Source organism: Plantactinospora sp. B5E13 (genome assembly GCF_039871775.1).
Classification (GTDB): domain Bacteria; phylum Actinomycetota; class Actinomycetes; order Mycobacteriales; family Micromonosporaceae; genus Plantactinospora.
Genome location: NZ_JBDPLT010000044.1, coordinates 1 through 24,712 on the forward strand (window position 1 = coordinate 1; position 24,712 = coordinate 24,712).

A 24,712-nucleotide genomic window follows, 5' to 3' on the forward strand; every position below is an offset into this window, starting at 1 on the left:
AGACCGATTCCGTCGCAAGAACCTGTCTACCGATGGCTCCACGTCCTTATCAAAAGCTGTCCGCTATGGACGGTACGCCCGTGTCATCCCGAACCGCCCCCGGATCCTTGCTGAGATCACCTCAATGGATGCGCACGGCAGCAGGGGAACGGTCCGCTCGTTGGTCATGCCTCCTTCCTAAGCGTCGCAGGGTGTCCGTCGCACATGGAAATAGCCGATCGTCGCCTTCGGGTATCCGATCGGCTGATGACCCAGAACGCACGACGTACCCGTCACAGGTGCGCGGGTCGGCGCGACCGTCCTGTGCGCAGCGGCCCGACACGATCCGGGCCAGGCGGTGTGCGGCAGATCGGGGCGCCGTCGGTGAGGGGTGCCAGGAAGCGAGGTCGTCAGGCGGACCCAGGACGAGCGCCGTCATGTCCGACAGCCGTTGGGAGTGGCTCCTCTCGTAGCCGGCCAACTGCGGTACCACTCGGGCGAGGTCCTGCTCACGTGCGGCAAGAACCTCCCACCACCAGTCATCGAGATCGCCGCCGTTGAGCAGCCAGGTACTGATGCAGCCCGCGGCATCGGCATCGAGCGCGTCCGGGTCGTGTGCGTGAGGGCTACTCCGCGAGGTAGCCGGTGGCCGGGTCGACCTCGGCGAGAAAGCCGCGGATGGCCTCCTCCATCTCGGCCCGGCCCATCCGCGGCTCGACGGGTCCGCCGAGGGTGAAGCCGTACTCGTGTGGTCCGGTGAGCCACTCGAAGTCGTACGTGCCCGGCTCGTCGGCGCGTACCCGGACCCGGAAGTCGTGCCCGTCGACGGTGAGCAGGACCGGCTCGCCCCGGTGGGCGGGGCGCAGGTGCTCGGGCGCCCGGCCCGCTTCCGGCCCGCCCATCGCCGCGCCGTCCGGCCCGCCCGCACCCTCGCCGAACGGTCGGAACGCGCCCGGTGTCGGGTAGCGCGACGGCATCGACCGGCCGGACCGCGTCGACGGGTACGCGTCGACAACCGCGAAGTAGTGGTCGAGGACGGCATTCGGTCGTACGTCGACCGCGACCTGGTGCCGGCCCTGCCCGGTGCCGTCCGCGTCCGGCTGCCACACCGTGACCCCGGAGTCCGGACCGGGCTCCCGGACGACCGTCACCTCGCCGGCGGCGAAGGTACACAGTGACGGCGCGACGATGGTCATGGCGGCCAGCGGGTCGTGGAAGGTGACGGCCCGCCGTTCGGTGAACCAGGAGCCGGCCAGGTCGGCGACGGCCGCCAGCAGCGGATGGGCGCCGCACCGGGCCAGGAACGTGTCGGCGTCCATCCGTACCCGGGTGGTGACGTCGAGACCGACGCAGCGGTGCACCGGGACCGGGGTGGCGTACACCCGGGCGGCGGCCTCGGGGTCGCAGCGGACGTTCCACTCCGGGCCGGGCACGGTGTGGAAGGCGCCGCCCATCGTGACCAGGGCGCGCAGCAGCGACGGAAGCTCCGGGTCGGCCGCGAAGAGCAGGGCCACGTTGGTCAGCGGGCCGACGGCCAGCAGCGTCACCTCGCCCGGATGGGCCCGGACGGTCCGGCGCAGGAACTCCACCGCGTCCCCGGTGGGGAACGAGGTCTCGTGGTCCCAGCGGGCGAGCGCGGCGGCCTGCGGCGGCGGTCCCTGCAGCGGTGGACCGACCAGCGGCCGGTGCGCGCCGGGCAGGATCGGTACGTCCCGTCCGGCGGCCCGGCAGAGCACGCTGGCCAGCGCGGCCCGGGCGGTCGGGTCGGCGCTGACCGTGGTGATGCCGAGCAGGTCGCAGCGCGGTTGCGCCAGCAGGTAGGCGAGGCAGACCGCGTCGTCGATGTTGTTGCCGATGTCGGTGTCCAGCAGGACGAGGTGCCGGTTCTGCACGACTTGCTCCACGGTCGGTCGGGGCCGCGTCGGTCGGTTGGGCCGGCGGGTGCTAGCCGAGCGTCGAGCCGGTCACGGTCGGGTTCCGGGCGCCGAGGAAGAAGATGCCGGGAAAGCCCCGCGTCTCGAAGCCGTCGCTGGGATTGCGGCGCAGCGTCGATCCGTTGATCGTCATCGTACCGGTCCGGTCGTTGCTGACGAAGAAGATCGCACCGCCGCCCTCGTTGGCGTGGTTGTTCTCGACGACACTGCCGGCGATCGTCACGGTGAACCGGTTGCCGTCGGTGTAGATCGCACCGCCGCTGCCGCCGCCCGGGGTGCCGCCCCGGGCCGGGTTGGCACCCCGACCGACCGCCTTGTTGTGGCTCAGCACGCTGTTGAGCACCACCCAGGAGACGCCGATGCTGCTCAGCGCGCCACCGTTGGCGCACGTGCCGCCCTGCCCGGACGCGCCGCCGAAGGTGCTGTTCACGACGTACACCGGTAGGCCCTTGAACTGGCTCAGCACCCGGATCGCCGCGCCGCCGAGATCGGGGCCGGTCTGGTCGCAGCGGTTGCGAACGAACCGCGAGTTGACCACCTTGAACCGTCCGCCCCGGACGAAGATCGCCCCGCCGCCACCGCCCTCGACCCGGTCGCCGGTGGAGTTTCCGTCCGCGAAGGTCAGGTTCTGTACGGTGAGCCGCGGGTGGTCCTGGTCCTGGCAGTGTGAGGTGGTCCAGCCCTGCGCCTGGTCACAGGTGTTCATGTAGAGGATCCGGCGCTTGCCGCCGCCGCTGAGCGTGACCTTGCCGCCGCCGTCGAGCACGATCCGGGGACCGGTCGAGTTCCGGATCTTCGCGGTGGCCTTCATGGTGATGGTGACCGGGGCGGGACCGCAGGAGAAGGTGATCACCCCGCCCTTGGCGACCGCCGAGACCACCGCCGCCGAGGTGCAGCTGGCCGGCGTACCGTTCCCGATCACCCGGTCCGGCTTGCGGGTGTCCTCCGCGCGGGCCTCGGCCGGCACCTCGGCCCGACCCTTCGGGTTGCCCGGCCGGGGCAGCGACGCGGCCGATTTGGTCGGCGACGGGCTCGCGGTGGGGGAGGGCCGCACCGACGCGGTGGCGGTCGGGGTCGGGGTGATGTCCGCACCCGGCGCCCATGCCGGCCCTGCCGCCGGCTCCTCCGACGACGAGCCGCAACCCGCGAGTACGACGGCGGCCAGCACTCCGGCGACCGCCGTCGCGGCCGTGATCCTGATACGCACCGGCAGATGGTACGGCGCGGCGAGGTCCCGCTCCCGGGTCCTACGGATCTGCGACACCGGAACATCTCCGGACTCTCTACCGTCGACGGATGGACGAGTACCGGCGCATCGCCGCCGACCTGCTGGACATGGCCGGCGCGGACCAGCGGATGCGCGTCCGTTTCATGGCCGACGGGGACGCCTGGGACGTGGGGGTCGACCCGGCCAACGCGGCACGTCTGAAGGAGATCGTCGCCGAGATCGGGTGGCCCACGGTGTCGTTGGTCGGCGGTGAGGCGTCGACGGCGGCGTGGCTCCTAGCCCAGCACGCCCCGGACGACCTCGACTTCATGGAGCGCTGCCTGGAGTTGATGAAGCAGGCTGGTCCCGGTGAGGTCAGGTTGTCGGACATCGCACTGCTGGAGGACCGCGTACGGATCATCCGAGGTCGACCGCAGGTCTACGGCACACAGTTCTGCGACCTGGGCAACGGTTGGCAGCCGTTCCCGATCGAGAATCCGGAAGGTGTGGACGTACGCCGGGCCGCGATGGGCCTCGACACCTTCGCGGAGAACGTCGCCCGTATCCGGACCGTCCACCCCGAGGCCAGGTGAGGTGCATCTTTCACGCTCTTCGGACGCGGATCACCTCTGGTGCGGGCCACGCTGACCCAACTTTCATCCATTCATTCAAAACTTCTGCTGGATCGATGGAAAGTGGTAAAGTCGGCAATCGATCTTGGGTGTTACGAGGTCGTACCGAACCGGTCCACGGGAGGAGATCGGCTCGCGCCTCCCCGGCCGGGACCTGCGCTCACCAGGAGGAACCGTGACCGCACCGAACCGACGGCGCCGCCGTCGCGTCGCACTCGCGGCCGGGGGTGCCGCGCTGGCGACACTGCTCGCCGGAGTCGCCGTCGCCCCCGCCGCGTCCGCCGCCGATGTACCGCCCCAGGAACCCGGTGTCACCCTGCGCTCGTACGACATGGGCACCCCGCTCTCGGCGCTGTGCACCCTCAAGCCGGCACAGACGCCGAACGTCGACAAGCTCATGCCGCAGATCAACTGGACCGGCACCGACGAGTTCGGCCTGACCGACCGGTTCATCAGCCACGTCACCGCCAACCTCACCGTGCCGGTGGACGGGACGTACACGTTCCGGCTCACCAGCGACGACGGGTCACGGCTGACCATCGGCGGCCAGCGGGTCGCCGACCACGACGGCCTGCACGGCGAGACCTCCGTGGAGGGAACGGCCACCCTGACCGCCGGCCTGCACCCGCTGTTCGTCGAGTTCTTCGACAACGGCGGCGGCCAGGTGCTGCGCCTCGAGTGGCGGACACCCGGCGCCGACGACTTCGCACTCGTACCGACCTCGGCGTTGAGCACCGACGCCGGCGTCGTCCGGGTCACCGCGCCCGGCTGGAAATACTGTGAGGGTGCCAGCGACTCGGCCGGCGACGGGCTGCCGCTGGACCGGGTGCACCCCGGCTACACCCTCACCGACCTCCGCCCCGAGGGGTTCCAGCCGCAGGTCACCGGCATGGCGTTCCTCCCCGACGGAGACCTGGTGCTGTCGACCTGGGGCGGCACCGACAATGCGACCGGTGAGATCTGGGTGGTCGGGGGTGTCACCGGCCGGACCGGCCCCGAGCGGGTGACCTACCGGAGGTTCGCCGACGGGCTGCGGGAACCCCAGGGCGTCGCGGTGGTCGACGGCACCGTGTACGTCAGCCAGAAACACGAGCTGACAGCGCTGCGCGACACCGACCGGGACGGCGTCGCGGACACCCGTCGCACGGTCGCCACCTGGCCGTGGGGCGGCAACTTCCACGAGTTCGCCTTCGGGCTGCTCTACCGGGACGGCTACTTCCACCTCAACCTCTCGGTCGCGATCAACTACGGCGGCGCCACCACGGTGCCGCAGCCGGCGCCGAACCGCGGCACCTCGATCAAGGTGAACGCCGGGACCGGGAAGATCACGTACCTGGCCGGCGGGCTGCGTACCCCCAACGGGATCGGGTGGGGCCCGAAGGGCGAGGTCCTCGTCACCGACAACCAGGGCGGCTGGCTGCCCGCGTCCAAGCTCGTCGAGATCGGGAAGGGCGGGTTCCACAACCACTACACCACCCCGGCGGGCCCGTTCGACGACAACCCGGTGACCCGACCGGTCGCCTGGCTGCCGCAGAACGAGATCGCCAACTCCCCGTCCACGCCGGTGCTGCTGAAGAAGGGGCCGTACCGGGGACAACTCGTCATCGGTGACGTGACCTACGGCGGCCTCCAGCGGGTCTACCTCGACAAGGTCGAGGGCCAGTACCAGGGTGCGGTGTTCCGGCACACCCAGGGCCTGGAAGCCGGCGTCAACGAGGTCACCCTCGGCCCGGACGGCGCACTCTACGTGGGGGGCCTGGGCGCCGGCGGCAACTGGGGGCAGGAGGGCAAACTGACGTACGGCCTGCAGAAGCTGACCCCGAACGGCACCTCGGTTTTCGAGGTGAAACGGATGCGGGCGTCCCGGGCCGGGTTCGACCTGGAGTACACCGAACCCCTGTCGGTCGACACCGTGCGGGAACTCGCCGCCGCCTACCAGGTGACGCAGTGGCGGTACGGCGCCACCAGCCAGTACGGCGGCCCCAAGCTCGACCTGGAGACGCTCGACGTCACCCGGGCCGAGCTGTCCCGCGACCGGCGCACCGTCCGGCTCACCATTCCGGGTCTGAAGGAGGACCGGGTGGTGCACCTGCGGTCGCCCCGCCCGTTCAGCTCCGCCGACGGCGAGGAGCTGTGGAACACTGAGGCCTGGTACACGCTCAACCAGATTCCGGGTCACGTGACGCAGCCACAGACGTTCCACGAGGCCGAGGAGGGCCGGACGGTCGGCGTCGGAATGGCGACCGACCATGCCGCCTACTCCGGATCCGGGTTCGCCGCCGGCTTCGCCGAGGACGGCTCGTCGACCCGGATCGCCGTCGAGGTCGGCAAGAGCGGACAGTACGACCTGGCGATGCGCTACAGCAACGGCCCGAACCCCTTCTCCGGCGAGAAGCAATTGAGCCTGTACGTCAATGGTGAGCGGGTGGAGCAGACGGTCTTCCCGTCCACCGTCACCTGGGAGGAGTGGGGCACCGTCAGTACGACGGTGCGGCTGGTCAAGGGCCGGAACCTGGTCGAGTACCGTAAGGAGGCCGCCGACTCCGGCCACGTCAACCTCGACGTGCTCGCCGTCCGGCCGCGGGGTGAACGCATCACCCTCTTCGACGGGAGTGGACTCACCGAGTGGCAGCACACCGACGGACGTGAACCCGAGTGGACGATCGCCGACGGTGCGATGACGGTACGCAACGGGGACCTGCGTACCGTTCAGGCGTTCGGTGACTTCCGGCTGCACGTCGAGTTCAACCTGCCGCTGTATCCGCCGGAGGTGACCGGGCAGGCGCGCGCCAACAGCGGCGTGTACCTCCAGGACCGCTACGAGATCCAGGTGCTGGACTCGTACGGCATCGACCCGCCGCAGACCAACGACGCCGCCGCCATCTACACCCAGAAGGCCCCGGACGTGAACGCGGCCCGGCCGCCGCAGACCTGGCAGACGTACGACATCGTCTACCGGCAGGCCCGCTACGACGCGGCCGGCACCAAGGTCGAGAACCCACGGGTCACCGTGGTGTGGAACGGCGTCACCGTGCACGACGACGTCGAGATCCTCGGCCCCACCGGCGGCAGCCGCCCGGAGGGCCCGGCCGCGGGCGCCATCCGACTGCAGGACCACGGCAACCCGGTGCAGTACCGCAACATCTGGATCGAGCCGCTCGACCGGTAGTTCACCGGCCGTCCGGGACAGGGGCGGCCGGGCCGGTTCGCCGGCCCGGCCGCCCGCGCCGGTTCCGGCGGCTCTCCCGGGTCAGGGGCTGCTGTCCGGGTAGACCTCCACGTCGTAGAGCAACTGCACGTGGCGTCGGCCGTTCGTGACGCCCACGAACACCGGATCGCCCGCAGGGGTGCGGCCCTGGCGCCACACCTGCTCGCGGGCGGCCTCCCGGGACTCGTCGTGGACCTTGCCCGCTCGGTGCATTTGCCACACGCGTCGGGCGGTGATTCGGTCGCTGTCGAGGTGGACTCGTATCAGGGGCATGCGGCTCCTCCGCCTGTTCGCCTGCCGGAGCGGTCCAGGCGAACTAACTTACCATCGTTAAGTCAATTGAACGGCGTGCTAGGTTGACTGGGTGATCGCCGCAGAGCCGGACCCCTCGGGGAACGCCACAGACGAGCAGGAGAGCCACGGCAGCACGGTGTCGGTGTGGCTCCGAACCGATCGGACACGTGCCCGACGGGCGCCGCAGCTGACCCTCGGTCGCATCGTCGACGCGGCGGTGGCCGTACTCGACGAACACGGCACGGTGGGCCTGACGATGCGCCGCCTCGCCCAGTTGCTCGACGTCACGTCCACCGCGCTGTACTGGCACGTGAGAACGAAGGACGATCTCCTCGACCTCGCCCTGGACGAGGTCTTCGGCGCCGTGCCCGTACCGGAACCGAGCGAGGACTGGCGGGAGGATCTCCGCGCCCTCGTCCGAGGGTGGCGGGCGGCCATGCTGAGGCATCCGTGGGCACCGGAGCTGATCGGACGCCCGATGCTCGGGCCGAATGTGCTCGCCCGTACCGAGTTCCTGCAGTCGGCGCTCGTACGCGGCGGCTACTCAGGGCGCCAACTCGCGGTGGCAACCCGCACCCTGGCCAACTACGTGATCGGCGCCGCGCTGACGGAGGCCACCTGGCGCCGGACCGCGAACCCCCGGTTGCGGGCTGCGGCCCGCAACCACATCACCGCGAGCGCCGACACCTACCCGACCCTCAACGCCTCCGGCCATATGGACGAGACCCGATGGAGCGACGACCTGCTGTTCGACGAGGGCCTCGACAGCATCCTGACGGCACCCGGACCGGTAGCCGGTGAGCCCGCCGGTGCTGGTGTCGATGACGAACCGGGACAGCTGGATACCGACGACCCGAACTGACGATACGGTCAACCCGGTTCGTCCCAGTCCAGTCGCTCGATCCATCGACGTACTGCGGCAAGATCGCTGTCAGTCAGTCCCTGATGCGGGTCGACGCGGTGCAGCAGCGCCGGCCCTCCGTGGTGTGCGGCCACCCATCGTCGGTCGGCGTCGGAGATCTCGTCGTCGAGCCAGACGAACGGACGTCGTGCCGCCCAGCGGCTCAGGGGTTCGGTCTTCCAGTGCACGCCGCGTGGTGGGTTCCCGTCGGTGTCGGGCCACTCGACGACCGGCAGCACAGGGAGACCGAGCCGGGGTGCGACGACCTCGTTCGCCTCGGCCATCCAGGTACTCGCCCAGACCAGTTCGCCCGACAGGGCGAGCAGACGACGACCGTCGTTGTGGTCGAGACGATCCGCCAGCGGGTTCCCGGAACGGTCGGGAATGTCTGCCGCACCGCTGTTCAACCGTTGATCGGTGCCGCCGGGACGGGCGCGGAACGGAATGAGTACGCCGTCGACGTCGACAAAGACCAACGGCCGACGGCCACCGCCACGCCTGGCCGATCCGTTCCGCTGAGCGTGACCGTGGGCCGATGCGGCCGGAGTCTGCCGGTCCACCGTCACCCGTTCTCCTCCGGGTCGAGCCCGGCGATGGCGGCCAGGTCCTCGGCGGAGATCCCCAGGACTTCCGGTACGTACGCGAGCACCGCCCGATGCGGAACGATGCCCCCGGCACGGAGTCCTCTGATCGTGGACTCCGACCGGAAGCTTCCCCTGGCCATGTCCCGGACAGAGATTCCGCGCAGGTCTATCAGCCGGCTGAAGACCACTCCGAAGGGGTGCGGCTCCGGTTTGCCGGGAGCGGCGACGCTGGGGCCGACGACCATGTCGCCGAGCTTCGCCTGGAATCTGATCAGCCGATCGCCGTCGAACCGGACCTGGGCCGAGAACGGCAGGACATCGTCGCTGCCGCAGCTCGCCGTTCCCGGCACCGAGACCTCGACAACTCCCTGCTCGCGATCGTTCCACGGAGTCTCGTGTGGGTGGGCGGGCTCCACCCGGTCGATCCGCCAGGCCTGGTTCCACCACGGCAGTTCAGCAAGCAGGTCGGTGAAGAAGGGCGGTAGAACCGCGAGGTCCACGGGGGCCGGCCTGACAGAGTGGACAACTCCGGGCCAGTACCGCAACGCCTCGACCACGGCAGGAGTCAAGGTACGCCCGGCGAAGGTCATCAGCAGAGCGTAGCGCCGGCTGTTTAGGGTCACGGTCGATGAGAGACCGGGTACGCAACGCCCTTCGTCGCCACGATGGTCGTGCTGATGTGCTGCGGCGGTCTACTGATACTGGCCGCAGTCAAGATCGCGGCCCAGCACTACCCGCTGGTCGCGATGGTCGTCGTCGGGACCGGCTACGCCGCTCGGCGAGTGGTTCACACAATCCGTGCCCGGCGCACGGCGCGTCGGCTCGGGATCGAGGGCTGGCGACCCGCCCCGATCGACCAACCGTGGCCGTGGCTGCCGTTGAGCGAGCGACCCGACCAGATCCGGGTGCATCGGGCCTGGGCCCGGACCGTCGACCGGCTTCCGCTCACCGTCGGCGAGATCACCTGGAACGGGAACGCGCTCCACGGCTCGGTCCCGGACTGGCAGGGTCGGGGCGTGTTCGTCGTGGTCCAACTGCCCGTACCGGTCGAACCGATGGCGCTGCGTCGACCGCACCGGATGATCGGCACCGCCCGCCGGCTCGACGCCCCCGGAGTTGCACGCCGCGTACGAGGCCAACCAGATTCCACCATGGACGGCCGACCGCGACCTCCTCTTCACTTTCCACGTGACACCCGGACGGATGCGGCCCGGTGAGGTCCACGAAGCGGTGCGGCGTACGATGCTCGTGGTGCGGCTGCTGGACCTGGACCCGGTGCGCCCCGGCCGCGGCAGCCCGGTCCACGGGGACGTGACGTGACCGGGCGTTGTCCGGAGTGTGGGGCGGGGACGGCTCGTGAGGTCACCGAGACGTTCGACGGGGACAGGCTCGGCTGGGCGGTCTCGACGCGCTGCGGCGGCTGTGGCGGTGTCACCGAGCGGTGTGGCCGGGATGAGATGCCCGACGACGTGCGCAGAATCCTCGTCGCCCAGGTCGGCCTGGTCCGGTTGCGGGTCGACCCCGTTGCCGCCCGTCCGATCAGAGTGCGGCTCCTCGGCGTGTTCCGCCGCAGGGGGCCACGATCGCCGAGGCGAGCAGCACCTTCGCCGCGCTGACCAGCGGTGGCATCCTCGGGACGCCCGCCGAGACGAGGTTGCTCGCCGAGCGGCTCACCGCCGTGGGTGCGATCGTCTCGCTGGACCCCCAGCCGGGCCACCGGTCGGTAGGCGGGACACCGGGTACCCCGGGGCCCACCGCTCGAGTCGGACCGCTCGCCCCGGACGGACGAGGCTGAGGAAGCCCAGGCACCCACCAATCTCCTCGTCCTGCACTGACAATCCGCGTCCCCTGTCACGGTACAGAATTCACTGAATACAGCAGTTGCTGTACAGTCCGTGTGTGGAGACGTTGACGCACGGGCAGGTGTTGGCGCGCTTCGGCCATGCCCTGTCCGATCCGGTGCGGGCCCGGCTTCTGCTCGCACTGCGCGAGGGGCCGGGGTATCCGGCGGAGCTGGCTGAACTGCTGGGCACCAGCCGGCAGAACCTCTCCAACCATCTGGCCTGCCTGCGCGGCTGTGGGTTGGTCGTCGCCGTGCCGGAGGGGCGGCGAACCCGCTACGAGCTGGCTGACGCGCGGCTGGCGCACGCCCTGGGGGACCTGCTCGGACTGGTGTTAGCGGTGGATCCGGCGGCGTGTCCGGCCACGTCCGACCAGGGCTGCTGCTGATGGCCACCCCGATCCGGTTGGAGCCGGTCGGCCCGGCGGCGGCCCGGCGGGCTCTGCTCACCCGGCGGGTGCGGCTGCTGGTCGCCGCGACCATCGTCTACAACGTCGTCGAGGCGGCGGTGGCGATCACCGCGGGGTCTGTCGCGTCGTCGACGGCGCTGATCGGCTTCGGGCTGGACTCGGTCGTCGAGGTCGCCTCCGCGACCGCGGTGGCGTGGCAGTTCTCCGCCGCCGACCACGAACGCCGCGAACGCACCACACTGCGGATCATCGCGGTGTCGTTCTTCGCCCTCGCGGCGTACGTGACGGTCGAGTCGGTGCGTGCGCTGTCCGGCGCCGACCGGGCCGAGCACTCCACCGTCGGCCTCATCCTGGCCGCGCTGTCCCTGGTCGTGATGCCGGTGCTGTCGGCCGTGCAGCGCCGTACCGGTCGTGAACTCGGCTCGGCCTCGGCGGTGGCCGACTCGAAGCAGACCCTGCTGTGCACCTACCTGTCCGCGGTACTGCTGGCCGGGCTGGTGGTCAACTCGCTCTTCGGCTGGTGGTGGGCCGACCCGGTCGCCGCCCTCGTCATCGCCGCCGTGGCGGTCAAGGAAGGTCGCGAGGCGTGGCGCGGGGACGTCTGCTGCGCGCCGGTCAACCCCGGGTCCACGCCCACCACGACGGTGGACGGCTGCGGCGACGACGGCTGCACCGGCAGGAAGTGAGTCGATGGCCGCGATCGCACTACTGATCTATCTGCTCGCCCTCGGACTGGCGTTCGGGTGGCGCAGCCTCGCACAGTGGCGCCGCACCGGCGACACCGGACTCCGGCTGGACGCCGGACCGGTCGGCACGCTGCGCTGGTGGGCCAAGCTGCTGTTCGTCGCCGCGCTGCTGCTCGGCACGGCCGGCCCGGTTGCCGCGCTCGCCGGCATGAACCCGGCCGCCGTCGTCGTCGACCGGACCGCGATGTGGATCAGCGGACTGGTGCTCGCCGTCGCCGGAGTGATCGCCGTCCTCGCCGCCCAGACGGGCATGGGCACCTCGTGGCGGGTCGGGGTCGACCCTGGCGAACGTACCGACCTGGTCACCGGCGGAGCGTTCGCGGTGGCCCGCAACCCGATCTTCACCGCGATGATCGTGACGAGCCTCGGCCTGACCCTGATGGTGCCGAACCCGATCTCCCTCGCCGCCACAGTGGTCCTGGCCGTGTCGATCCAGTTGCAGGTCCGCGCGGTGGAGGAGCCGTACCTCGCCCGTGTGCACGGCGCTGCCTACGCCGCCTATGCCTCGCGGGTGGGCCGGTTCCTGCCCGGCATCGGCCGCCTCACCGGACCCGTCGAGGCCGCGGACCACCGATAGCAGCCGACATCAGGACCTGATTTTGGATCGGGGTACGCCGACATTTGTCCAAGACCGGTGGCGGCAGGCCCCCGCACCATCGGGGGCATGAACGTCGACGACGTCGAGTCTCCGCAGGGTCTGCACGTGGTCCACGACGGTTCCCGGCAGGCACCGCCGCTGCTGCTCGTCCACGGTTCCGGGTTCTCGGGAAACTCCTGGCACCCGATGGTTCCGGCGCTCGCCGGTCACCACCACGTCATCCGGGTCGACCTCCCCGGCTGCGGCAAGTCCCCGCCCGCGCCGTCGTACGCGGTGCACGCACAGGCGGGTCGGGTGGCCGCACTGCTCGACGACCTCGGCCTGCGGCGGGTCGCCGTGGCCGGACACTCCAGCGGCGGCTACGTCGCCACCGCGCTCGCCGAACAGCGCCCCGACCTGGTCGGATCACTCGTCCTGGTCAGCACCGGCCCGAGCCCCGACGCGCTGCTTCCCCAGCCGGCCCTGCTCCGGGTCCTGCTCGCCCCACCCCTCGGGCCGCTGCTCTGGCGACGGCGGACGGACAAGATGATCCGCCGGGGGATCGGCCTGACCTGCGTACGCCCGGTGGAGGTCCCGGACGACCTGGTCGCCGACCTGCAACGGACCACGTACCGCGCGACGAGGGGAGTACTGCGGGCCAACAGCGCCTATCTCGCCGAGCGGAGTGTGCCGGAGCGGCTCACCGCCGTCGCCGTGCCCGTACTGGTGATCTTCGGCGCCGCCGACCCGCGCTGGGATCCGGCGTCGGCCCGTCGGTACGACGCGGCGCCGACCGCCCGGGTCGAGATGCTGCCCGGCGTCGGACACCTTCCGATGCTCGAAGTGCCCGACGCGACCAGCGAGGTCCTGCTGAACTTCACGGCGCCGACGGCGAACACCCCGCCCGACAACCGTCGCGCCTAGACTCGGCCCGTGGTGTCGACCGGGACATCGCCCGACTGGGCATCGGTGGAGATCGCGGTCCCGCGCTCGCCGCGACCGCTGCCGGGAATCAGCATGGCCGGCTTCCACCAGCGGGTTCCCGGGCCCGTCGACATCGCGATGGTCGCGCACCCGGCCGTCACCCTGCTCGTCGACCTGAGCGGAGGCGGGTGCCTCGCCTACCGGGCCGGTGGCCGCCGCGAACACGGCAGTGTGGTCATCGGGCTCGCTCCCGGCGACCTGCGGGCCAGCGGCTCCGGAGTCGGCGAGTGCCTCCAGATCCGGCTGGAACCGGTTGCGGCGGCGACGGTGTTCGGAGCCTCGGCCGAGCTCGGTGGGGCACTCGTGGCCTTGGACCAGTTGTGGGGCCGGCACGCTGGCCAGGTCGAGGAGCGGCTGAGCGCCGCGACGTCCTGGGCGGAACGCTTCACCATTGCCGGGAAGATGCTCGGTCGACGCTGGGAGACCCGCCGGCCCGTCGACCCGGAGGTGGCCCAGGTCTGGCGCCGCACGCTCGCCAGCCGGGGACGGGCCCGGGTCGAGGCTCTGGCGGACGAGGTCGGTTGGAGCCGTAAGCGCCTGTGGTCCCGGTTCCGGTCCCAACTCGGGATCACCCCCAAGGGCGCCGCCCGACTGGTCAGGTTCGACCACGCCGCGCACCTGCTGGTCGCCGGGCACGACGTCGCCCGCGTCGCCGCCGAGAGCGGGTACGCCGACCAGTCCCACCTACACCGCGACGTCAGGGCGTACGCCGGGACCACGCCGACGGCCCTGGCCGTCGCGCCGTGGCTCGCGATCGACGACGTCGCCTGGCCCGGCTCGTCACCGGCCCTCCGCCCGTAGCTCGTCGATCAACGCCACGATCGCCGGATCGGCCGGTGCGCGTACGTCCGCGGGCCGAATTACCTCGTCGCCCTGCGGATCGTAGATCGTGAGTTCGTGGCGCTGGGCGAGTTCGTCGATCAGCCCCAGTGCCGGCGAGCCGTGTTCGCCGTAGCTCAGGTGCATGCTGACGTGGTCGATGCCGACCGCCAAGGGCGTCATCATCCACGGTGAGTCGGGATCGTGGGGTGGGACGTCGGGGAAGCAGGCGCGGAGGTCCTCGTAGAATCCGACGACACGTGCGTCCAACTCGCCGTCCGGGTGATCCGGGCTGGTGCAGCGGTCCGCCATGGTGCGTATGTCGGCGTCCGTCGCGGTCGGCTCGACAGCGATTACCACGACATGGAAACTCATGGCCGCATGGTGCGTCATCGGGAGCGACCCGTCGAGCCTCTCCGGACCCGGGCAGGTAGCCGACGGTGCCCGGGCCGCTCCTACTGTCGACTCTCCAGGTGTTGCGCGACCCGGAGCAGCGGACCGACCAACGCGGGAATGTGTTCCGGCATGTCGATCACACCCGGACGGTAGCTGAGCAGCTCGGGACCGTAGACACTCCAGGACGGCACGGTGCCGGCGAGATGTTCGTCGATCAGCGCCGGCCCGATGAGCCGGGAGATCGTACCGGGATCGCCGCCACGGACCCGGTACCGTCGGTCGAACCCGTCGTGCCCGGTGGCCTTCCCACCACCGGTCAGCCGCTGCCCCAGTCGGGACATCGGCGGCCGAGGCTCGACCGTGAGCCCCGGATAGGCGCGCGTCAGCCGTACGACGACAACGGTGAACGAGTGCGTCTGGGTCGTCTGCGTGGTGCTGGTGCCACCCTGACCGTCCGATGTCGTGGTCGTCTGTGTCTCGGTGTAGGAGTACTCCGCGACACTGACCGGCCGACCAGCCACGACCGCCAGCGACACCCCACGAGGGTTGCCGCCCGGAAGTCGTCGCCCCCAGTCCACCGCCGGGTACGGCGTGATCGTCCAACCGTGCTGGTGGGCCCACCGCGTCAACCGGTCGCGCCGCTTCCGCTCGCGCTTCGCGGTCGACACCATGGCCACAACAAACAGGACGGTCACTCCGAGGCAGGCGATACCGACGAACAACGGCAGATGATCCACGTCCGTTACTACCTCCCGGTGAGGCCGGGTTCCGCCTCGGTCAGGTCATGACGGCGGTCGGTCAGATCGCTGGTGATGGCACGTGCAGCCGATCAGCGTGCCCAGTCAGGGCCGGACGGGCAGAGCGCACAACCGATGCCACGGTGTAGCACGGCCTCTTCGTGCGGCACATGGTGCGCCTGACGGCGGGCACAGACCACTCCTCGGGTGCATTCGTCGTTCAGTTCGTGGACGACGACCGTGCCTGAACAGACCTTTGAGCCTCGACCTGTCGGGCCGGGCGGAACCTGCGGCGACGAGGCCGCCGGCGACGCGCGGAGTGGTGGCGGCTCGAAGTCGTCGGGAGCTGCCGCGTACCGACGATGGAAGGCTCGTTCGAGCCCGTTCTCCAGGCCGAAAAAGGCGTGGTTGAGCCGCCGCTCCCGCCCGTCGTCGAAGTCCGCGTCGGTGAGCCGCCGGGTCAACTCGGCGAGGTCGGTCAGACCGAGATAGTCGAACGCGTCCGCGGCACGGAGGATCTCTTCGGGGGTGCACGTATCGGCCACGGCCGAGGTGCCGCTGCCCATGATCCGGCCGTACGGCTTGGCCATCGCGTGCAGGTGCCGGTCGCCGACGCCACGCCCCGGCTGGTCGCTCAGCGCGCGGTTCCAGACGAGGTCGGCCGGGGTGAGAACGCTCGCCATAATGCCGAACCTAGCCGACATCCACCAGCTGCTTATGCCGGGACAACGCACGATGCCGCAGGACGGCGTCGGGTGTGACAAGGTCGAGCACCCCGCCGTGGTCACCGGACAGTGCCGCGAGCACTCCGACAGCCCGTCACTCCCGGGCGCCCCGGTTCCGTCTCCACCCGCGCTCAGGGCTGAGCGTACGGGGAACCGACGATCCGCAGGTCGTTCACACTGTAGGCGGGCTCCCGGGGGTACAGCATGGTCTCCGCATGGTCGGTGCGGTACCGGGACAGCGCCGACGCGCTCACCGCGGTGTCGACCAGGGTGAGCTGACGGAGGTCGTACCGCGCGAGGACGGGGAGGACCGCATCGCTGACGGGTGTCCCGCGCAGGTCCAGCGACCCGAGCCGCGTGACACCCTCGAGCAGCGCCACGACCTGCTGGTCGGCGTCGTGGCCGAGCCGGATCCGCAGGTGGTCGAGCTCGGTAGGGAGCCGTGCCGAGCCGGCGATCGCCGGGGCGACGAGCTCCACGTTCCGCACCGACGGGCCGAAGGCGCCGTCCAACCACAACGTCTCGGCCGCGGCGAGGTCGACGCGGGTCAGGCCCGGGGCGACCTCGGCGATCGCGGCCTGGCCCCAGGGGCGCGGCGGCAGGCCGGTGACGGTCAACTCCGTCAGGGTGTCGAGCCGGTCGGCCGGACTGACCTGGAACTCGCTCGGCGTCGCGAGGTGCAGGCGCAGGAGCCGAAGTTTCGGAAAACGGGCGAACGTCGACAGCGCTCCGACGCCCGACCTGCACCGGCCGCACTCGACGATCTCGGCATGGGGCAGCGGCGGCAGCGCGTCATGGTCGTACCCGTCGCCCGCTACGGTCACCGACCAGATCCGGTCGGCGACGCTCGCGAGGTGCCGGAGATCCTCGCTGTCACCGCACTCGGTACGGGTGTGGAGGCTGAACGGGTTGCCGTCGTGGACCGGAGGCAGCGCCGGACCCAGGACGTGGAATGGGGGTACGCCCTCCCGGATGTGGTAGAGCCGCGACTCGTCGTCGGTGAACCGTCCACAGCAGACCAGCTCGATGATGGTCGCCGTGCCAGTCTCGCCGACGACCGCGACGTTCACCCACTCGGGCACCCGACCGTCACGCCACAACTCGTCCACGACCGTTCCGGCGTCACACCGCCACAACGCGTTCCGGCGGTCAGGCTCACTGTCCTGCGGATAGCGGACCTCGCCGGGACGTGGCGGATGCCCGTCGTACGACTGGTTCAGTCGTACCCGGAACACCAGGGGTGCCGGCAGTCGCTCGACCACCAGCGTCTGCGCGAAGCTCCGGGCAGCCTCGGCCGACTCCGCCAACCGAGCGGCGAACAAGTCTCGATCCATCCGGTCAACCTAACCACCGCTGGGACCTGCGAGCTGCCTCACGAGGTCCGGATGGCGAGGACCTCCGGCGTCGGCGGTGCCGGGCTGCCGGTGGGCCGTGGAGGCACACCGGGTGTCCGGGACACCCGGTGTGCTGATCCGCCTCTGTTAGTTCTGCAGTACGGTAGCGTCGAGGTGACGGCTCACCCGACCGATCCGGGTGAGGTAGCTTTCCACGTTGTTCCAGGCGCCGGTGTGGCCGCCCCGGGCGGTGTTGCCGAAGAACCACGGGCCGCCGCTGTCGCCACCGGCCGAGATGTCGGCGTCGGTGATGTCCAGGCCGCACCACCGGTCGCCGTTGGTGAACGTCTGGCAGGTGTCGGTGTCGGCGATGTAGGAGCAGCGGTATCCGCTGGTGCGGCCCCAGTGACAGACGGCCGAGTTCATCGGCGCGTTGGCGACGGCTGTCACCGTCCGGTCGCCGCCCGCCTGCCGGTTGGTCGCCCGGAACTGCTTGTTCGTCGAGTGACCGTTCCCGGTCAGCGTCCGGTGGAACTGGAAGTCGATCGCGCTGTTCGACGTCTGGGTCGGGCTGGTAGTGATGATCCCCGTGGCGTTGCCGTACCGGAGGGCGTTGGCGCAGTGCCGCGCGGTCAGCACACCCCGGGTGCCGTTGCGGACCGCGGTGAAACCGGCGGTGCATTCGGCGTCGCCGTTGGCCAGGTTGAGGTCCCGTCCGCCTTCGACGGTGCGTTCGGTGACCGCGTCCCGGTCAGGGTCGAGTTCGAGCACCACGTCGATCGGAAGCTGTCCTCCGACGGTGCCCGCGGTCAACGCGTGCTCGAAGATCGAGCTGAGCGCGCTCAGCCGCGACGATCCCTCGACGGGCGCGTACTGGAGGCGCATGACGCGTCGCTCGGGGTCGTAGCGGGTGCCCGCGGACCGGATGACGTCGGAGCGCGCCGCAAGGGACGTGGTGAGCGCGTAGGCCAGGTTGGCCAGCTCCGCAGAGCTTGCCGGCGCGCCGTACTGCACCTCGGTGTTCACCGGCAGACGTTCGAGTTCGGCAACGACGTCGGCGTCCGGCTTCGCGGTGAACTGGATCCAGTTGCTGCCCGCGCTGTCCGGAGCAGCCAGGCCAGCCCGGACGAACGTGTCCGGCCTCGTCTCCTCCAGTTCCGTGACGTAGGCACTGAACTCGTGGATGCCCTGGTGGGCCGCGACGACGGCGGACAGGTCCCGCCCGCTCTCCTTGGCGTACGTGGCCAGGTCCTGCATCGACGCGTCGTCGAGAGCCTGTGCGGACAGACCCGTCCCGGTCACCCGGAACGTGCCCGCCGAGGCCGGCACGGTCCGCACCGGTACGGACGCCTGGACGACGGTTCCCGCGCCGCTGGTGTCGAAGCCGTTGGTGTCGAAGCCGGATAGGGCTGCCTGGGTGGGCGCTGCCGCCACGACCAGCGTCAGGCTGACGGTGACCGTCAGCGCGGTGGACAGGGGGAGAACTCGCCGCATCCGTGGTGTCCTTTCGGAGAAAACTGGTGATTTCCAGCTCGGTGCACTGAAGTACGCTGATCATTGCGTTTCGCGGATCGGCTGTGACCCAACGAATCCGCGAACTTCTGTCTGCCTGGACCGCCGTCCACCTGAGGAGGGCCATGAGCGGCCGGATCGGGCTGTGGCGCGTCACGGAGCTGCCGACGACCAGAGCCGGTGTCGAGCGGGCGTTCTCGTACTTCATCGCGGGTGTCCGCCTGGGCACGGTGGCGCAGATGGCCCCGGCGGTGCACCTCGGCGCGGCGACGTCACCGCACGATGTCGCCTATCTCGCGTGCTGGGCTGCCGCGGCATGCGCGTCCGTCGCGGTCAGCGTGGTGGCGCTGGTGCGCCGCCGCCCGCTGGGCACGGCGGCTTCCGTAGCGGACTTCGCGCTCGCCTGCGGCCTGCTCGTGCTCGGGCCGCTGGTGCTCGCACCGGGGGTACGCCTTGGTACCTGGGTCGCCTACCAGCCGGGCTACGCGCTGTCGGTCATCCTCACGGCCAGCGGTGTCCGCAGCCGTACCCTCTGCGTGGGTGGCCTCGTCGGCATCGTCGTCTGCTACGTGGTGTTCCTTCGCGGCGAGGTCGGGGAGGACATGACCTCGACCGCGGTCGGCAACATCCTCACCTACGTCGTGTATTCGCTGGTCGCGCGAATGCTCTTCGGATACACGCGTCGCATCGCGTCCGACGCCGACGCCTCGCGTGCCCGCGCAGCGGAGCTGGCCCGGCGTGAGGAGGAAAGACGTGCCCAGGTGATGATGCACAACGGCGTCGCCCTGATGCGCCTGCTGACCGAACCGGGGACCGACGCCGCACGCTCCCGGCTCATCGACCAGGCGGAGGTGGAACTGCGGCGCATGCGCTCCTACCTGCGTGGCCAGGCGCCGGAGGAAGACCGGGCCGCCGGCTATCCGGCGGTCGGCTCCGGCTCGCCGGTGATGCTCGCCCCCATGATCGGGCGGGTGTGTGACCGGTTCGCCGACCTGCACGTCGACACACTGCTCGACCTCGGCGCCGAGCTGGAACTTCCCGCCGCGCAGGCCGAGGCTGTCGAACGCGCGCTCGAGAGCCTGCTGCTCAACGTACGCGTGCACGCCCGGGCGGACACCGTCGTGGTCCACCTCGACCAGGGCGGGGACGGGAGCTGGACGTTGACCGTGCGCGACGACGGCGTCGGGTTCGACTCGTCGTCGGTGACGGCCGGGGTCGGCCTGCGCCAGGTTGTCGTGGGCGAACTGCGGCTGCGGGGACTCGACGTCGAAGTCGAGTCAACAGTGGGGGAGGGGACGACGGTGACGATCTCGTCCGGTCTCGGGCCGGCCAGCGTTTCCCCGGACCGGGACGCCTCCGTGGACGCGGCATGAGGCGCCCGGTGGCGGTCGTCGACGACGCGTCGCTGATCCGCGAGTCGATCGGCCTGCTCATGCCCGGCCTCGACGTCGTCGTCGCCGTCGCGACCGTGGAGGAACTGCTGCGCCGTCGCCCGGTGGTGGAGGTGGTCCTGCTCGACCTGCACCTGGCGAACCTCGAACAGCAGCCTGACGTCCGGCAGGGCATCGCCGCGATCCGTGCGCTGACCGGTCGCGGCTACCGGGTCTGCGTCTACAGTCAGGAGGAGCGCCGGTTCGTCCTCGCGGCCTGCATCGCGGCGGGTGCGAGCGGCGTCGTCTCCAAGGCGCTGCCGACCGGCCGGGCCGAGCAACTCCTCCTCGAGGTCGCCGCCGGCGGCACGGTAGTGCCGCAGCCGGTTGTCGGGATACTCGAGGTCCTGGTCCGGCGCGACTGCATCACCCTGCTCAGTGAGCGTCAGCGTCAGCTCCTCCACGGCCGTGCCCGCGGTTTGAGCTACGCCCAGATCGCCAGGCAACTGTTCGTGAGCGAGTCCACGCTGCGTGGCTACTGGCTCGACCTGACCCGGTCGTTGTCCGACTCCCTGCGTAGCCTCACCGCCGGCGAGATCGAACGCGCTCTCGGGCTCGCGCCGGGAGATCTTCTGGAATTCTGGTCCGAAGACGCGGCGGACGCGCGGGACTGGTGGCGCGTCGATACGGGCAGGTGAGTCGATCTGACCGGGCCGCGCCGCAGCCCTTCCCGGACGACCGCGATGACGGTCGTGGCTCGGACGAGAACCGCGCCGGTGTCGTGGTCGAAGCCGGTGATCAGGTCGGCGTCGTGGTCCCAGTGCGTCTGTCCGGTCACGAAGACCCGCCACGACGGCCCGCAGCGGAGGGGCTCTCCGCGCACCACCGCTCGTCGCACCGGCGCGCGAGATGGACGGTGAGGTCGGCGACCACCTCGACCGTCGTCGGCAGGACCCGTCTGATCGCGTCGAACACCTGCTCCTGGTGTGGGCTCGGCAACTCGAGGTAGGCCGAGACGGTCGTCAGGTAGCCGACATAGTCGTCGGCGTCCATCGTCAGCCGGCGTTCGAGCACGGACTGCCGTACGTCGACGAACCATGTCGAGCGTCGAAGCTCCGTACCTGGCCACTGCAGGTCCTGATCCGGTGGCGTGCCGTCGGGGGACGGGATCTCGTCGCTGGCCAGGAACGGCGCCCGGGCCACGCGTACGGCCTCCCGCACCGCCGGGTCAGCCAGTTGCAGTGCTCCACCACACGAGGCGAAGGTCCCGCCCGGCGCCACCAACGCGGCCATCCGCGACCACCGCCGCTCCGGTTCTGTCCAGTGCAGCGCCGCCGCCGCGTAGACCAGGTCGTAGCTCTCGTCGGCTCGGACGTCCTCGAACGCGGCCTGCACGGTCCTGACGTCGGCCGGCACGTGTTTCCTCAGCTCGGCGAGCATGGCCCCGTCCGGGTCGGTGGCGGTGACCGCGATCCCTCGCTCGGCGAACAGCCTGGTTGCCTTTCCTGTCCCGGCGCCGATCTCGAGGGCGGTCCGCACCGGCCTACCCGCGTACGTGAGCACCAGGTCGGCAAGTTCCACCGGATACCCGGGCCGGAACCGCTCGTACGCCTCCGCTACGGCCCCGAAACTCGTCGCCCGACCGGACATGCCGAGCATCCTGACACGATCCACGCCGCCGACGGACGGGTTTTTGCAGGTCCTCCGACCGCCTCACGGTCGCCGGTCCGGACGGCGGTCGGGTGGTTCGGCGCCATCCAACCTGGTCACCGTGATCGACTGTGCTGGTGGGACGGCTTCCGTCGCCACGACTCGTTGTCGAGGCGGGTTCCCCGCCTCGCCGGATGGGGAATTGATCGTGGATTTCAGTGCGCGGGTGCGGTCGGCCTTCCGGCGGGGTAAGACCGACGCGGCGGCGCGGATGAGCGAGGCCGAGATCGAGCGGGCACAGGCGGCCGGCGACCCGGGCGGGCGAGGTCGAGGCCAGGTACGCCCTGGCCCGGGTCGCCGTTCGTCGTGGTGACCTGCCCGGCGGGGCGGCCCGGGCCCGGGAGCCGTACCGGGAGAGCGTTCTGGCCGCCCCAGCACTTCCGCCATGGGAATCCATTCAACGGCACCGCCCGGGTACCGTCGTCTCCCGTGACCCTCTACTGGGACCCGACGACAGCGATGCGGCCCGAGCAGCGGGTCGGCTTTGACGGCAGGTGGGAGGAATTGCTCTGGCTGAACGTGCCCGGCCCCTTCTGGACGGGACAGACCGACAACTGCTGGACCGGACGGCTGCACGCACCCAGCAACGTCTTGTACGGCGGCGAGTACGTCACCGAGTTCGTCTTCCGGCAGCCCCGGACACCAGCCGAGGTCAACGCCCTCCTGGACGCTGCCTGGGAGGACCCGTACGGAGGTTACGGCTGCGACGGCGACGACCGCTGGACTCCCGCCACCGTCCGCGCCTGGTGGCGCGAACGTGGCCGGGTGCGCGAGCATCTCGACGATCTGCTTCCGCGTTGGAGCGCTGGTCGCGCCGAGGAGCAGGAGGCGGCCGAGGGGCTGCGTGACTTCCGCTCCTATCTCGCTGGACCTTTGGCGACCGATCTGCGGCGCTATTTGTTCTGGCTCGAGGAACGCCGCTCGCCCACCCCCGTCGACGTGTTACCTGATCTCTGAGCCTTCACGAACCGTCCAGGCTGATGGAGCTTCCGTTGTCGCCTCCCGCCCGACGCGACCGGCGCGAAGAGGACCTGCGGAGACGTGGTCGCGGCGTCGGCCCAAGCCTGGCTGGCTGGTCTACCCGCGTACCAGCCGGATCCGCCACCACTGACGGACGCCACGGGTTCGGTATCGTGAGTCGAGCCCAGGCGGGACGGCCGCGAAAGGACCTAGGCCGCGATGCCGCACATCGACAGCGCTGCCAGTGACCTACGCGTGCTCGTCGCCGGCCTCGACAGGGCAAGGGCAATCGTCGCGGCCGCCGACGACGAAGCCCGGAGGATAACCACCAGCGCTCTCGGGGGTGGCCTTACCGCCGTCGCTGCCGGCATGTCCCGGGTACGTGACGCCGTCAACGAGGTTCGGGCACAGGTCGACACGGTCGTCAACGCGGTCGATGAGACAGTCCTGTCCGTGACCGCCGCACAAACCGAGGCGTCACCGCAGGCGGTGATTGCCGTCCTGGCCTCCGCGCTGCACAGGATCGACGCCGTACAGATCGGGATCACCAAAACGCTCGGCAGCACCCACGACGTGTCCGGGCTTGTGACCCGGATTCTCCAGGGCGGCGACCCCACGACGATGATGTCGGTGCTCGGCGACCTCAAAGAGGTCCTCCTTGTGGCGCGGCAGCGGGCGGGACAGGCCAGAGAACACCTTCGGGTAGCCGTCAACGCGGCGCGAGAAGTCGGTCGACCGGGAAATCGGCCGGGGCTGGCGGTTCCGGACCGACCAGCCCCTCACCAGCCCAGGGTGCGGATGCGGATCCGAGTCGTTCCGAAGGGGGTGATGTGCCCTGGGCCCGCCGAGCCACCGGCGTTCCAGGTGGTACGCCGACCGGACCCCGTACCCGGATCGCGGCCAACGAGCAGCCCAGAGAACGCCGGTCGCTGGAGTTGGAAAACCAGTGTGCCGACACGATCGCCGGGCAAGGCTACCGGGTCCACCAGAATCCCACCAGGCGTGAGGTCGCCGAAGCGCGTGGCATCACCGGCGATGCCGGCGACCCGCAGAGGGCGCCCGATTACCTGATCGAGGGGCACGTTTTCGACTGCTACTCGCCGACACCGCCGGTTTCGCCGCGCGCTGTGTGGAATGCGGTCTCGAAGAAGGTCAGCAGCGCCCAGACACAGCGGGTGGTGCTGAACCTTCACGACTGGCGCGGCGACCTCGACGATCTTCGGCGACAGTTCGACACCTGGCCCGTGCCAGGGCTCAAGGAACTGGTGGCGGTCACACCATCCGGCAAGATTGTGCAGGTCGTCCGGCAGGACTGAGAAGAGGTCTGGCATGTCCATCCACTACCGGCTGACCCTGGCCGGCGACATCCCACTGGAACGGGTGGCCCAACTGATCCCCGCCGAAGCCACCGAGGTTCCTGCCCCGGGCGGCGACCGGGTGCTCAGCGCAGACCTGGACGACGAGTACGGCTATGTCCTCACCCTCACGTCTGGCGTACACGGCTACTACGAGGCGGAAGCCGACGGCATCATGTGGCAGTGGGAGCCCGAGACGTACGTCGACGTCACCTTCCACATGAACAAGGACCTGCTCACCGACCTGGGCAGGCCTCGGATGCTGAGGAATGTCGCCGAGATCCTCGCCAGCACGACCGAGGACGCGGCCCTGATTCTCGATGACAACTGGTTACTGCTGACCCGCAGCGGGGGCAGGCTCCAGAAGCACAACACCGCCGACTGGGACGACGGGGAGCTTTTCGACAGTCGCTCGGACTGACACGGACATCGTTCGGTGTCGTGGGGTGATGGCGCAGGATCGGTGCTGTTCTCCGGGCCGGGGACAGGAGGTTCACG

The 24,712-nt window shown here is 70.3% G+C and carries 27 protein-coding genes; 14 read left to right on the top strand and 13 right to left on the bottom strand.

Going from position 1 to position 24,712, the window contains the following annotated elements; translation table 11 throughout:
- Positions 1-605 precede the first annotated feature (605 nt).
- Both ABGB05_RS28800 and ABGB05_RS28805 read right to left on the bottom strand, forming a co-directional pair.
- Complete coding sequence (locus ABGB05_RS28800; protein ID WP_347657059.1) at positions 606-1,871, bottom strand: nucleoside hydrolase; 1,266 nt, start codon at positions 1,869-1,871, stop codon at positions 606-608.
- A 52-nt stretch (positions 1,872-1,923) separates the two neighbouring features.
- Complete coding sequence (locus tag ABGB05_RS28805; protein ID WP_347657060.1) at positions 1,924-3,120, bottom strand: hypothetical protein; 1,197 nt, start codon at positions 3,118-3,120, stop codon at positions 1,924-1,926.
- Between the two features lie 89 nt (positions 3,121-3,209).
- Here ABGB05_RS28805 and ABGB05_RS28810 point away from each other — a divergent pair, with 89 nt between their 5' ends.
- Both ABGB05_RS28810 and ABGB05_RS28815 read left to right on the top strand, forming a co-directional pair.
- Positions 3,210-3,713 carry a DUF6624 domain-containing protein gene (locus ABGB05_RS28810; RefSeq protein ID WP_347657061.1) on the top strand — a complete coding sequence of 168 codons (504 nt, stop codon included), beginning with the start codon at positions 3,210-3,212 and terminating at the stop codon, positions 3,711-3,713.
- A gap of 214 nt (positions 3,714-3,927) precedes the next feature.
- Entirely contained in the window at positions 3,928-6,921 is a 2,994-nt protein-coding gene (locus ABGB05_RS28815; RefSeq protein WP_347657062.1) for a family 16 glycoside hydrolase, read from the top strand.
- A gap of 81 nt (positions 6,922-7,002) precedes the next feature.
- Here ABGB05_RS28815 and ABGB05_RS28820 read toward each other — a convergent pair whose 3' ends face one another.
- Positions 7,003-7,233: a hypothetical protein gene (locus ABGB05_RS28820; protein ID WP_347657063.1), complete on the bottom strand. Its 231-nt coding sequence runs from the start codon at positions 7,231-7,233 to the stop codon at positions 7,003-7,005.
- A 91-nt stretch (positions 7,234-7,324) separates the two neighbouring features.
- Here ABGB05_RS28820 and ABGB05_RS28825 point away from each other — a divergent pair, with 91 nt between their 5' ends.
- Complete coding sequence (locus ABGB05_RS28825; RefSeq protein WP_347657064.1) at positions 7,325-8,116, top strand: TetR/AcrR family transcriptional regulator C-terminal domain-containing protein; 792 nt, start codon at positions 7,325-7,327, stop codon at positions 8,114-8,116.
- A gap of 8 nt (positions 8,117-8,124) precedes the next feature.
- Here ABGB05_RS28825 and ABGB05_RS28830 read toward each other — a convergent pair whose 3' ends face one another.
- Together ABGB05_RS28830 and ABGB05_RS28835 are read right to left on the bottom strand one after the other, a co-directional pair.
- On the bottom strand, positions 8,125-8,631 hold the full coding sequence (locus ABGB05_RS28830; protein WP_347657065.1) for an HAD domain-containing protein: 507 nt from the start codon (positions 8,629-8,631) through the stop codon (positions 8,125-8,127).
- A gap of 86 nt (positions 8,632-8,717) precedes the next feature.
- Positions 8,718-9,329 carry a hypothetical protein gene (locus tag ABGB05_RS28835; RefSeq protein ID WP_347657066.1) on the bottom strand — a complete coding sequence of 204 codons (612 nt, stop codon included), beginning with the start codon at positions 9,327-9,329 and terminating at the stop codon, positions 8,718-8,720.
- A 75-nt stretch (positions 9,330-9,404) separates the two neighbouring features.
- On the opposite strand from ABGB05_RS28835, the gene ABGB05_RS28840 reads away from it, so the two are divergent.
- Positions 9,405-9,956: a hypothetical protein gene (locus tag ABGB05_RS28840; protein WP_347657067.1), complete on the top strand. Its 552-nt coding sequence runs from the start codon at positions 9,405-9,407 to the stop codon at positions 9,954-9,956.
- Positions 9,957-10,278: 322 nt separating this feature from the next.
- Here ABGB05_RS28840 and ABGB05_RS28845 read toward each other — a convergent pair whose 3' ends face one another.
- Positions 10,279-10,413 (bottom strand): hypothetical protein, encoded by a 135-nt coding sequence (locus tag ABGB05_RS28845; RefSeq protein WP_347657068.1) that lies wholly within the window; start codon positions 10,411-10,413, stop codon positions 10,279-10,281.
- Positions 10,414-10,638: 225 nt separating this feature from the next.
- On the opposite strand from ABGB05_RS28845, the gene ABGB05_RS28850 reads away from it, so the two are divergent.
- The 5 genes from ABGB05_RS28850 (at position 10,639) to ABGB05_RS28870 (ending at position 14,097) form a co-directional block, all read left to right on the top strand.
- Positions 10,639-10,968 carry a metalloregulator ArsR/SmtB family transcription factor gene (locus ABGB05_RS28850; RefSeq protein WP_347657069.1) on the top strand — a complete coding sequence of 110 codons (330 nt, stop codon included), beginning with the start codon at positions 10,639-10,641 and terminating at the stop codon, positions 10,966-10,968.
- Positions 10,968-11,675, top strand: coding sequence for a cation transporter (locus ABGB05_RS28855; protein ID WP_347657124.1), 708 nt, complete (start codon positions 10,968-10,970; stop codon positions 11,673-11,675). Before ABGB05_RS28850 ends, ABGB05_RS28855 begins: the two co-directional genes overlap by 1 nt.
- A 4-nt stretch (positions 11,676-11,679) precedes the next feature.
- Entirely contained in the window at positions 11,680-12,312 is a 633-nt protein-coding gene (locus tag ABGB05_RS28860) for an isoprenylcysteine carboxylmethyltransferase family protein (protein WP_347657070.1), read from the top strand.
- An 87-nt stretch (positions 12,313-12,399) separates the two neighbouring features.
- Positions 12,400-13,236: an alpha/beta hydrolase gene (locus tag ABGB05_RS28865; RefSeq protein WP_347657071.1), complete on the top strand. Its 837-nt coding sequence runs from the start codon at positions 12,400-12,402 to the stop codon at positions 13,234-13,236.
- A gap of 9 nt (positions 13,237-13,245) precedes the next feature.
- Positions 13,246-14,097, top strand: a complete 852-nt coding sequence (locus tag ABGB05_RS28870) for a helix-turn-helix domain-containing protein (RefSeq protein WP_347657072.1) — start codon at positions 13,246-13,248, stop codon at positions 14,095-14,097.
- Here ABGB05_RS28870 and ABGB05_RS28875 read toward each other — a convergent pair.
- The 5 genes from ABGB05_RS28875 to ABGB05_RS28895 all read right to left on the bottom strand — a co-directional run bounded on the left by ABGB05_RS28875 (position 14,077) and on the right by ABGB05_RS28895 (position 18,801).
- On the bottom strand, positions 14,077-14,490 hold the full coding sequence (locus tag ABGB05_RS28875) for a hypothetical protein (protein ID WP_347657073.1): 414 nt from the start codon (positions 14,488-14,490) through the stop codon (positions 14,077-14,079). The two genes, ABGB05_RS28870 and ABGB05_RS28875, sit on opposite strands and share 21 nt — an antisense overlap.
- A gap of 80 nt (positions 14,491-14,570) precedes the next feature.
- A complete protein-coding gene (locus ABGB05_RS28880; protein WP_347657074.1) occupies positions 14,571-15,248 on the bottom strand; it encodes a hypothetical protein in 678 nt (225 codons plus the stop codon).
- A gap of 92 nt (positions 15,249-15,340) precedes the next feature.
- Entirely contained in the window at positions 15,341-15,931 is a 591-nt protein-coding gene (locus tag ABGB05_RS28885; protein WP_347657075.1) for a hypothetical protein, read from the bottom strand.
- A gap of 173 nt (positions 15,932-16,104) precedes the next feature.
- Positions 16,105-17,307: a hypothetical protein gene (locus ABGB05_RS28890; protein ID WP_347657076.1), complete on the bottom strand. Its 1,203-nt coding sequence runs from the start codon at positions 17,305-17,307 to the stop codon at positions 16,105-16,107.
- Positions 17,308-17,454: 147 nt separating this feature from the next.
- On the bottom strand, positions 17,455-18,801 hold the full coding sequence (locus ABGB05_RS28895; protein WP_347657077.1) for a S1 family peptidase: 1,347 nt from the start codon (positions 18,799-18,801) through the stop codon (positions 17,455-17,457).
- Positions 18,802-18,944: 143 nt separating this feature from the next.
- Between ABGB05_RS28895 and ABGB05_RS28900 the strand changes: the two genes are divergently transcribed.
- Positions 18,945-20,192 (top strand): ATP-binding protein, encoded by a 1,248-nt coding sequence (locus ABGB05_RS28900; RefSeq protein WP_347657078.1) that lies wholly within the window; start codon positions 18,945-18,947, stop codon positions 20,190-20,192.
- Positions 20,189-20,887 (top strand): LuxR C-terminal-related transcriptional regulator, encoded by a 699-nt coding sequence (locus tag ABGB05_RS28905; RefSeq protein WP_347657079.1) that lies wholly within the window; start codon positions 20,189-20,191, stop codon positions 20,885-20,887. Before ABGB05_RS28900 ends, ABGB05_RS28905 begins: the two co-directional genes overlap by 4 nt.
- 136 nt (positions 20,888-21,023) lie before the next feature.
- Here ABGB05_RS28905 and ABGB05_RS28910 read toward each other — a convergent pair whose 3' ends face one another.
- On the bottom strand, positions 21,024-21,863 hold the full coding sequence (locus ABGB05_RS28910; protein WP_347657080.1) for a class I SAM-dependent methyltransferase: 840 nt from the start codon (positions 21,861-21,863) through the stop codon (positions 21,024-21,026).
- 465 nt (positions 21,864-22,328) lie between these two features.
- Between ABGB05_RS28910 and ABGB05_RS28915 the strand changes: the two genes are divergently transcribed.
- Positions 22,329-22,856 carry a hypothetical protein gene (locus ABGB05_RS28915; RefSeq protein ID WP_347657081.1) on the top strand — a complete coding sequence of 176 codons (528 nt, stop codon included), beginning with the start codon at positions 22,329-22,331 and terminating at the stop codon, positions 22,854-22,856.
- A gap of 480 nt (positions 22,857-23,336) precedes the next feature.
- Here the strand turns inward: ABGB05_RS28915 and ABGB05_RS28920 are convergent, their stop codons facing one another.
- Positions 23,337-23,642, bottom strand: coding sequence for a hypothetical protein (locus ABGB05_RS28920; protein WP_347657082.1), 306 nt, complete (start codon positions 23,640-23,642; stop codon positions 23,337-23,339).
- Between the two features lie 110 nt (positions 23,643-23,752).
- Here ABGB05_RS28920 and ABGB05_RS28925 point away from each other — a divergent pair, with 110 nt between their 5' ends.
- Both ABGB05_RS28925 and ABGB05_RS28930 read left to right on the top strand, forming a co-directional pair.
- A complete protein-coding gene (locus ABGB05_RS28925; protein WP_347657125.1) occupies positions 23,753-24,175 on the top strand; it encodes a hypothetical protein in 423 nt (140 codons plus the stop codon).
- Between the two features lie 13 nt (positions 24,176-24,188).
- On the top strand, positions 24,189-24,635 hold the full coding sequence (locus tag ABGB05_RS28930) for a SitI3 family protein (RefSeq protein WP_347657083.1): 447 nt from the start codon (positions 24,189-24,191) through the stop codon (positions 24,633-24,635).
- The last annotated feature ends 77 nt before the right edge of the window (positions 24,636-24,712 follow it).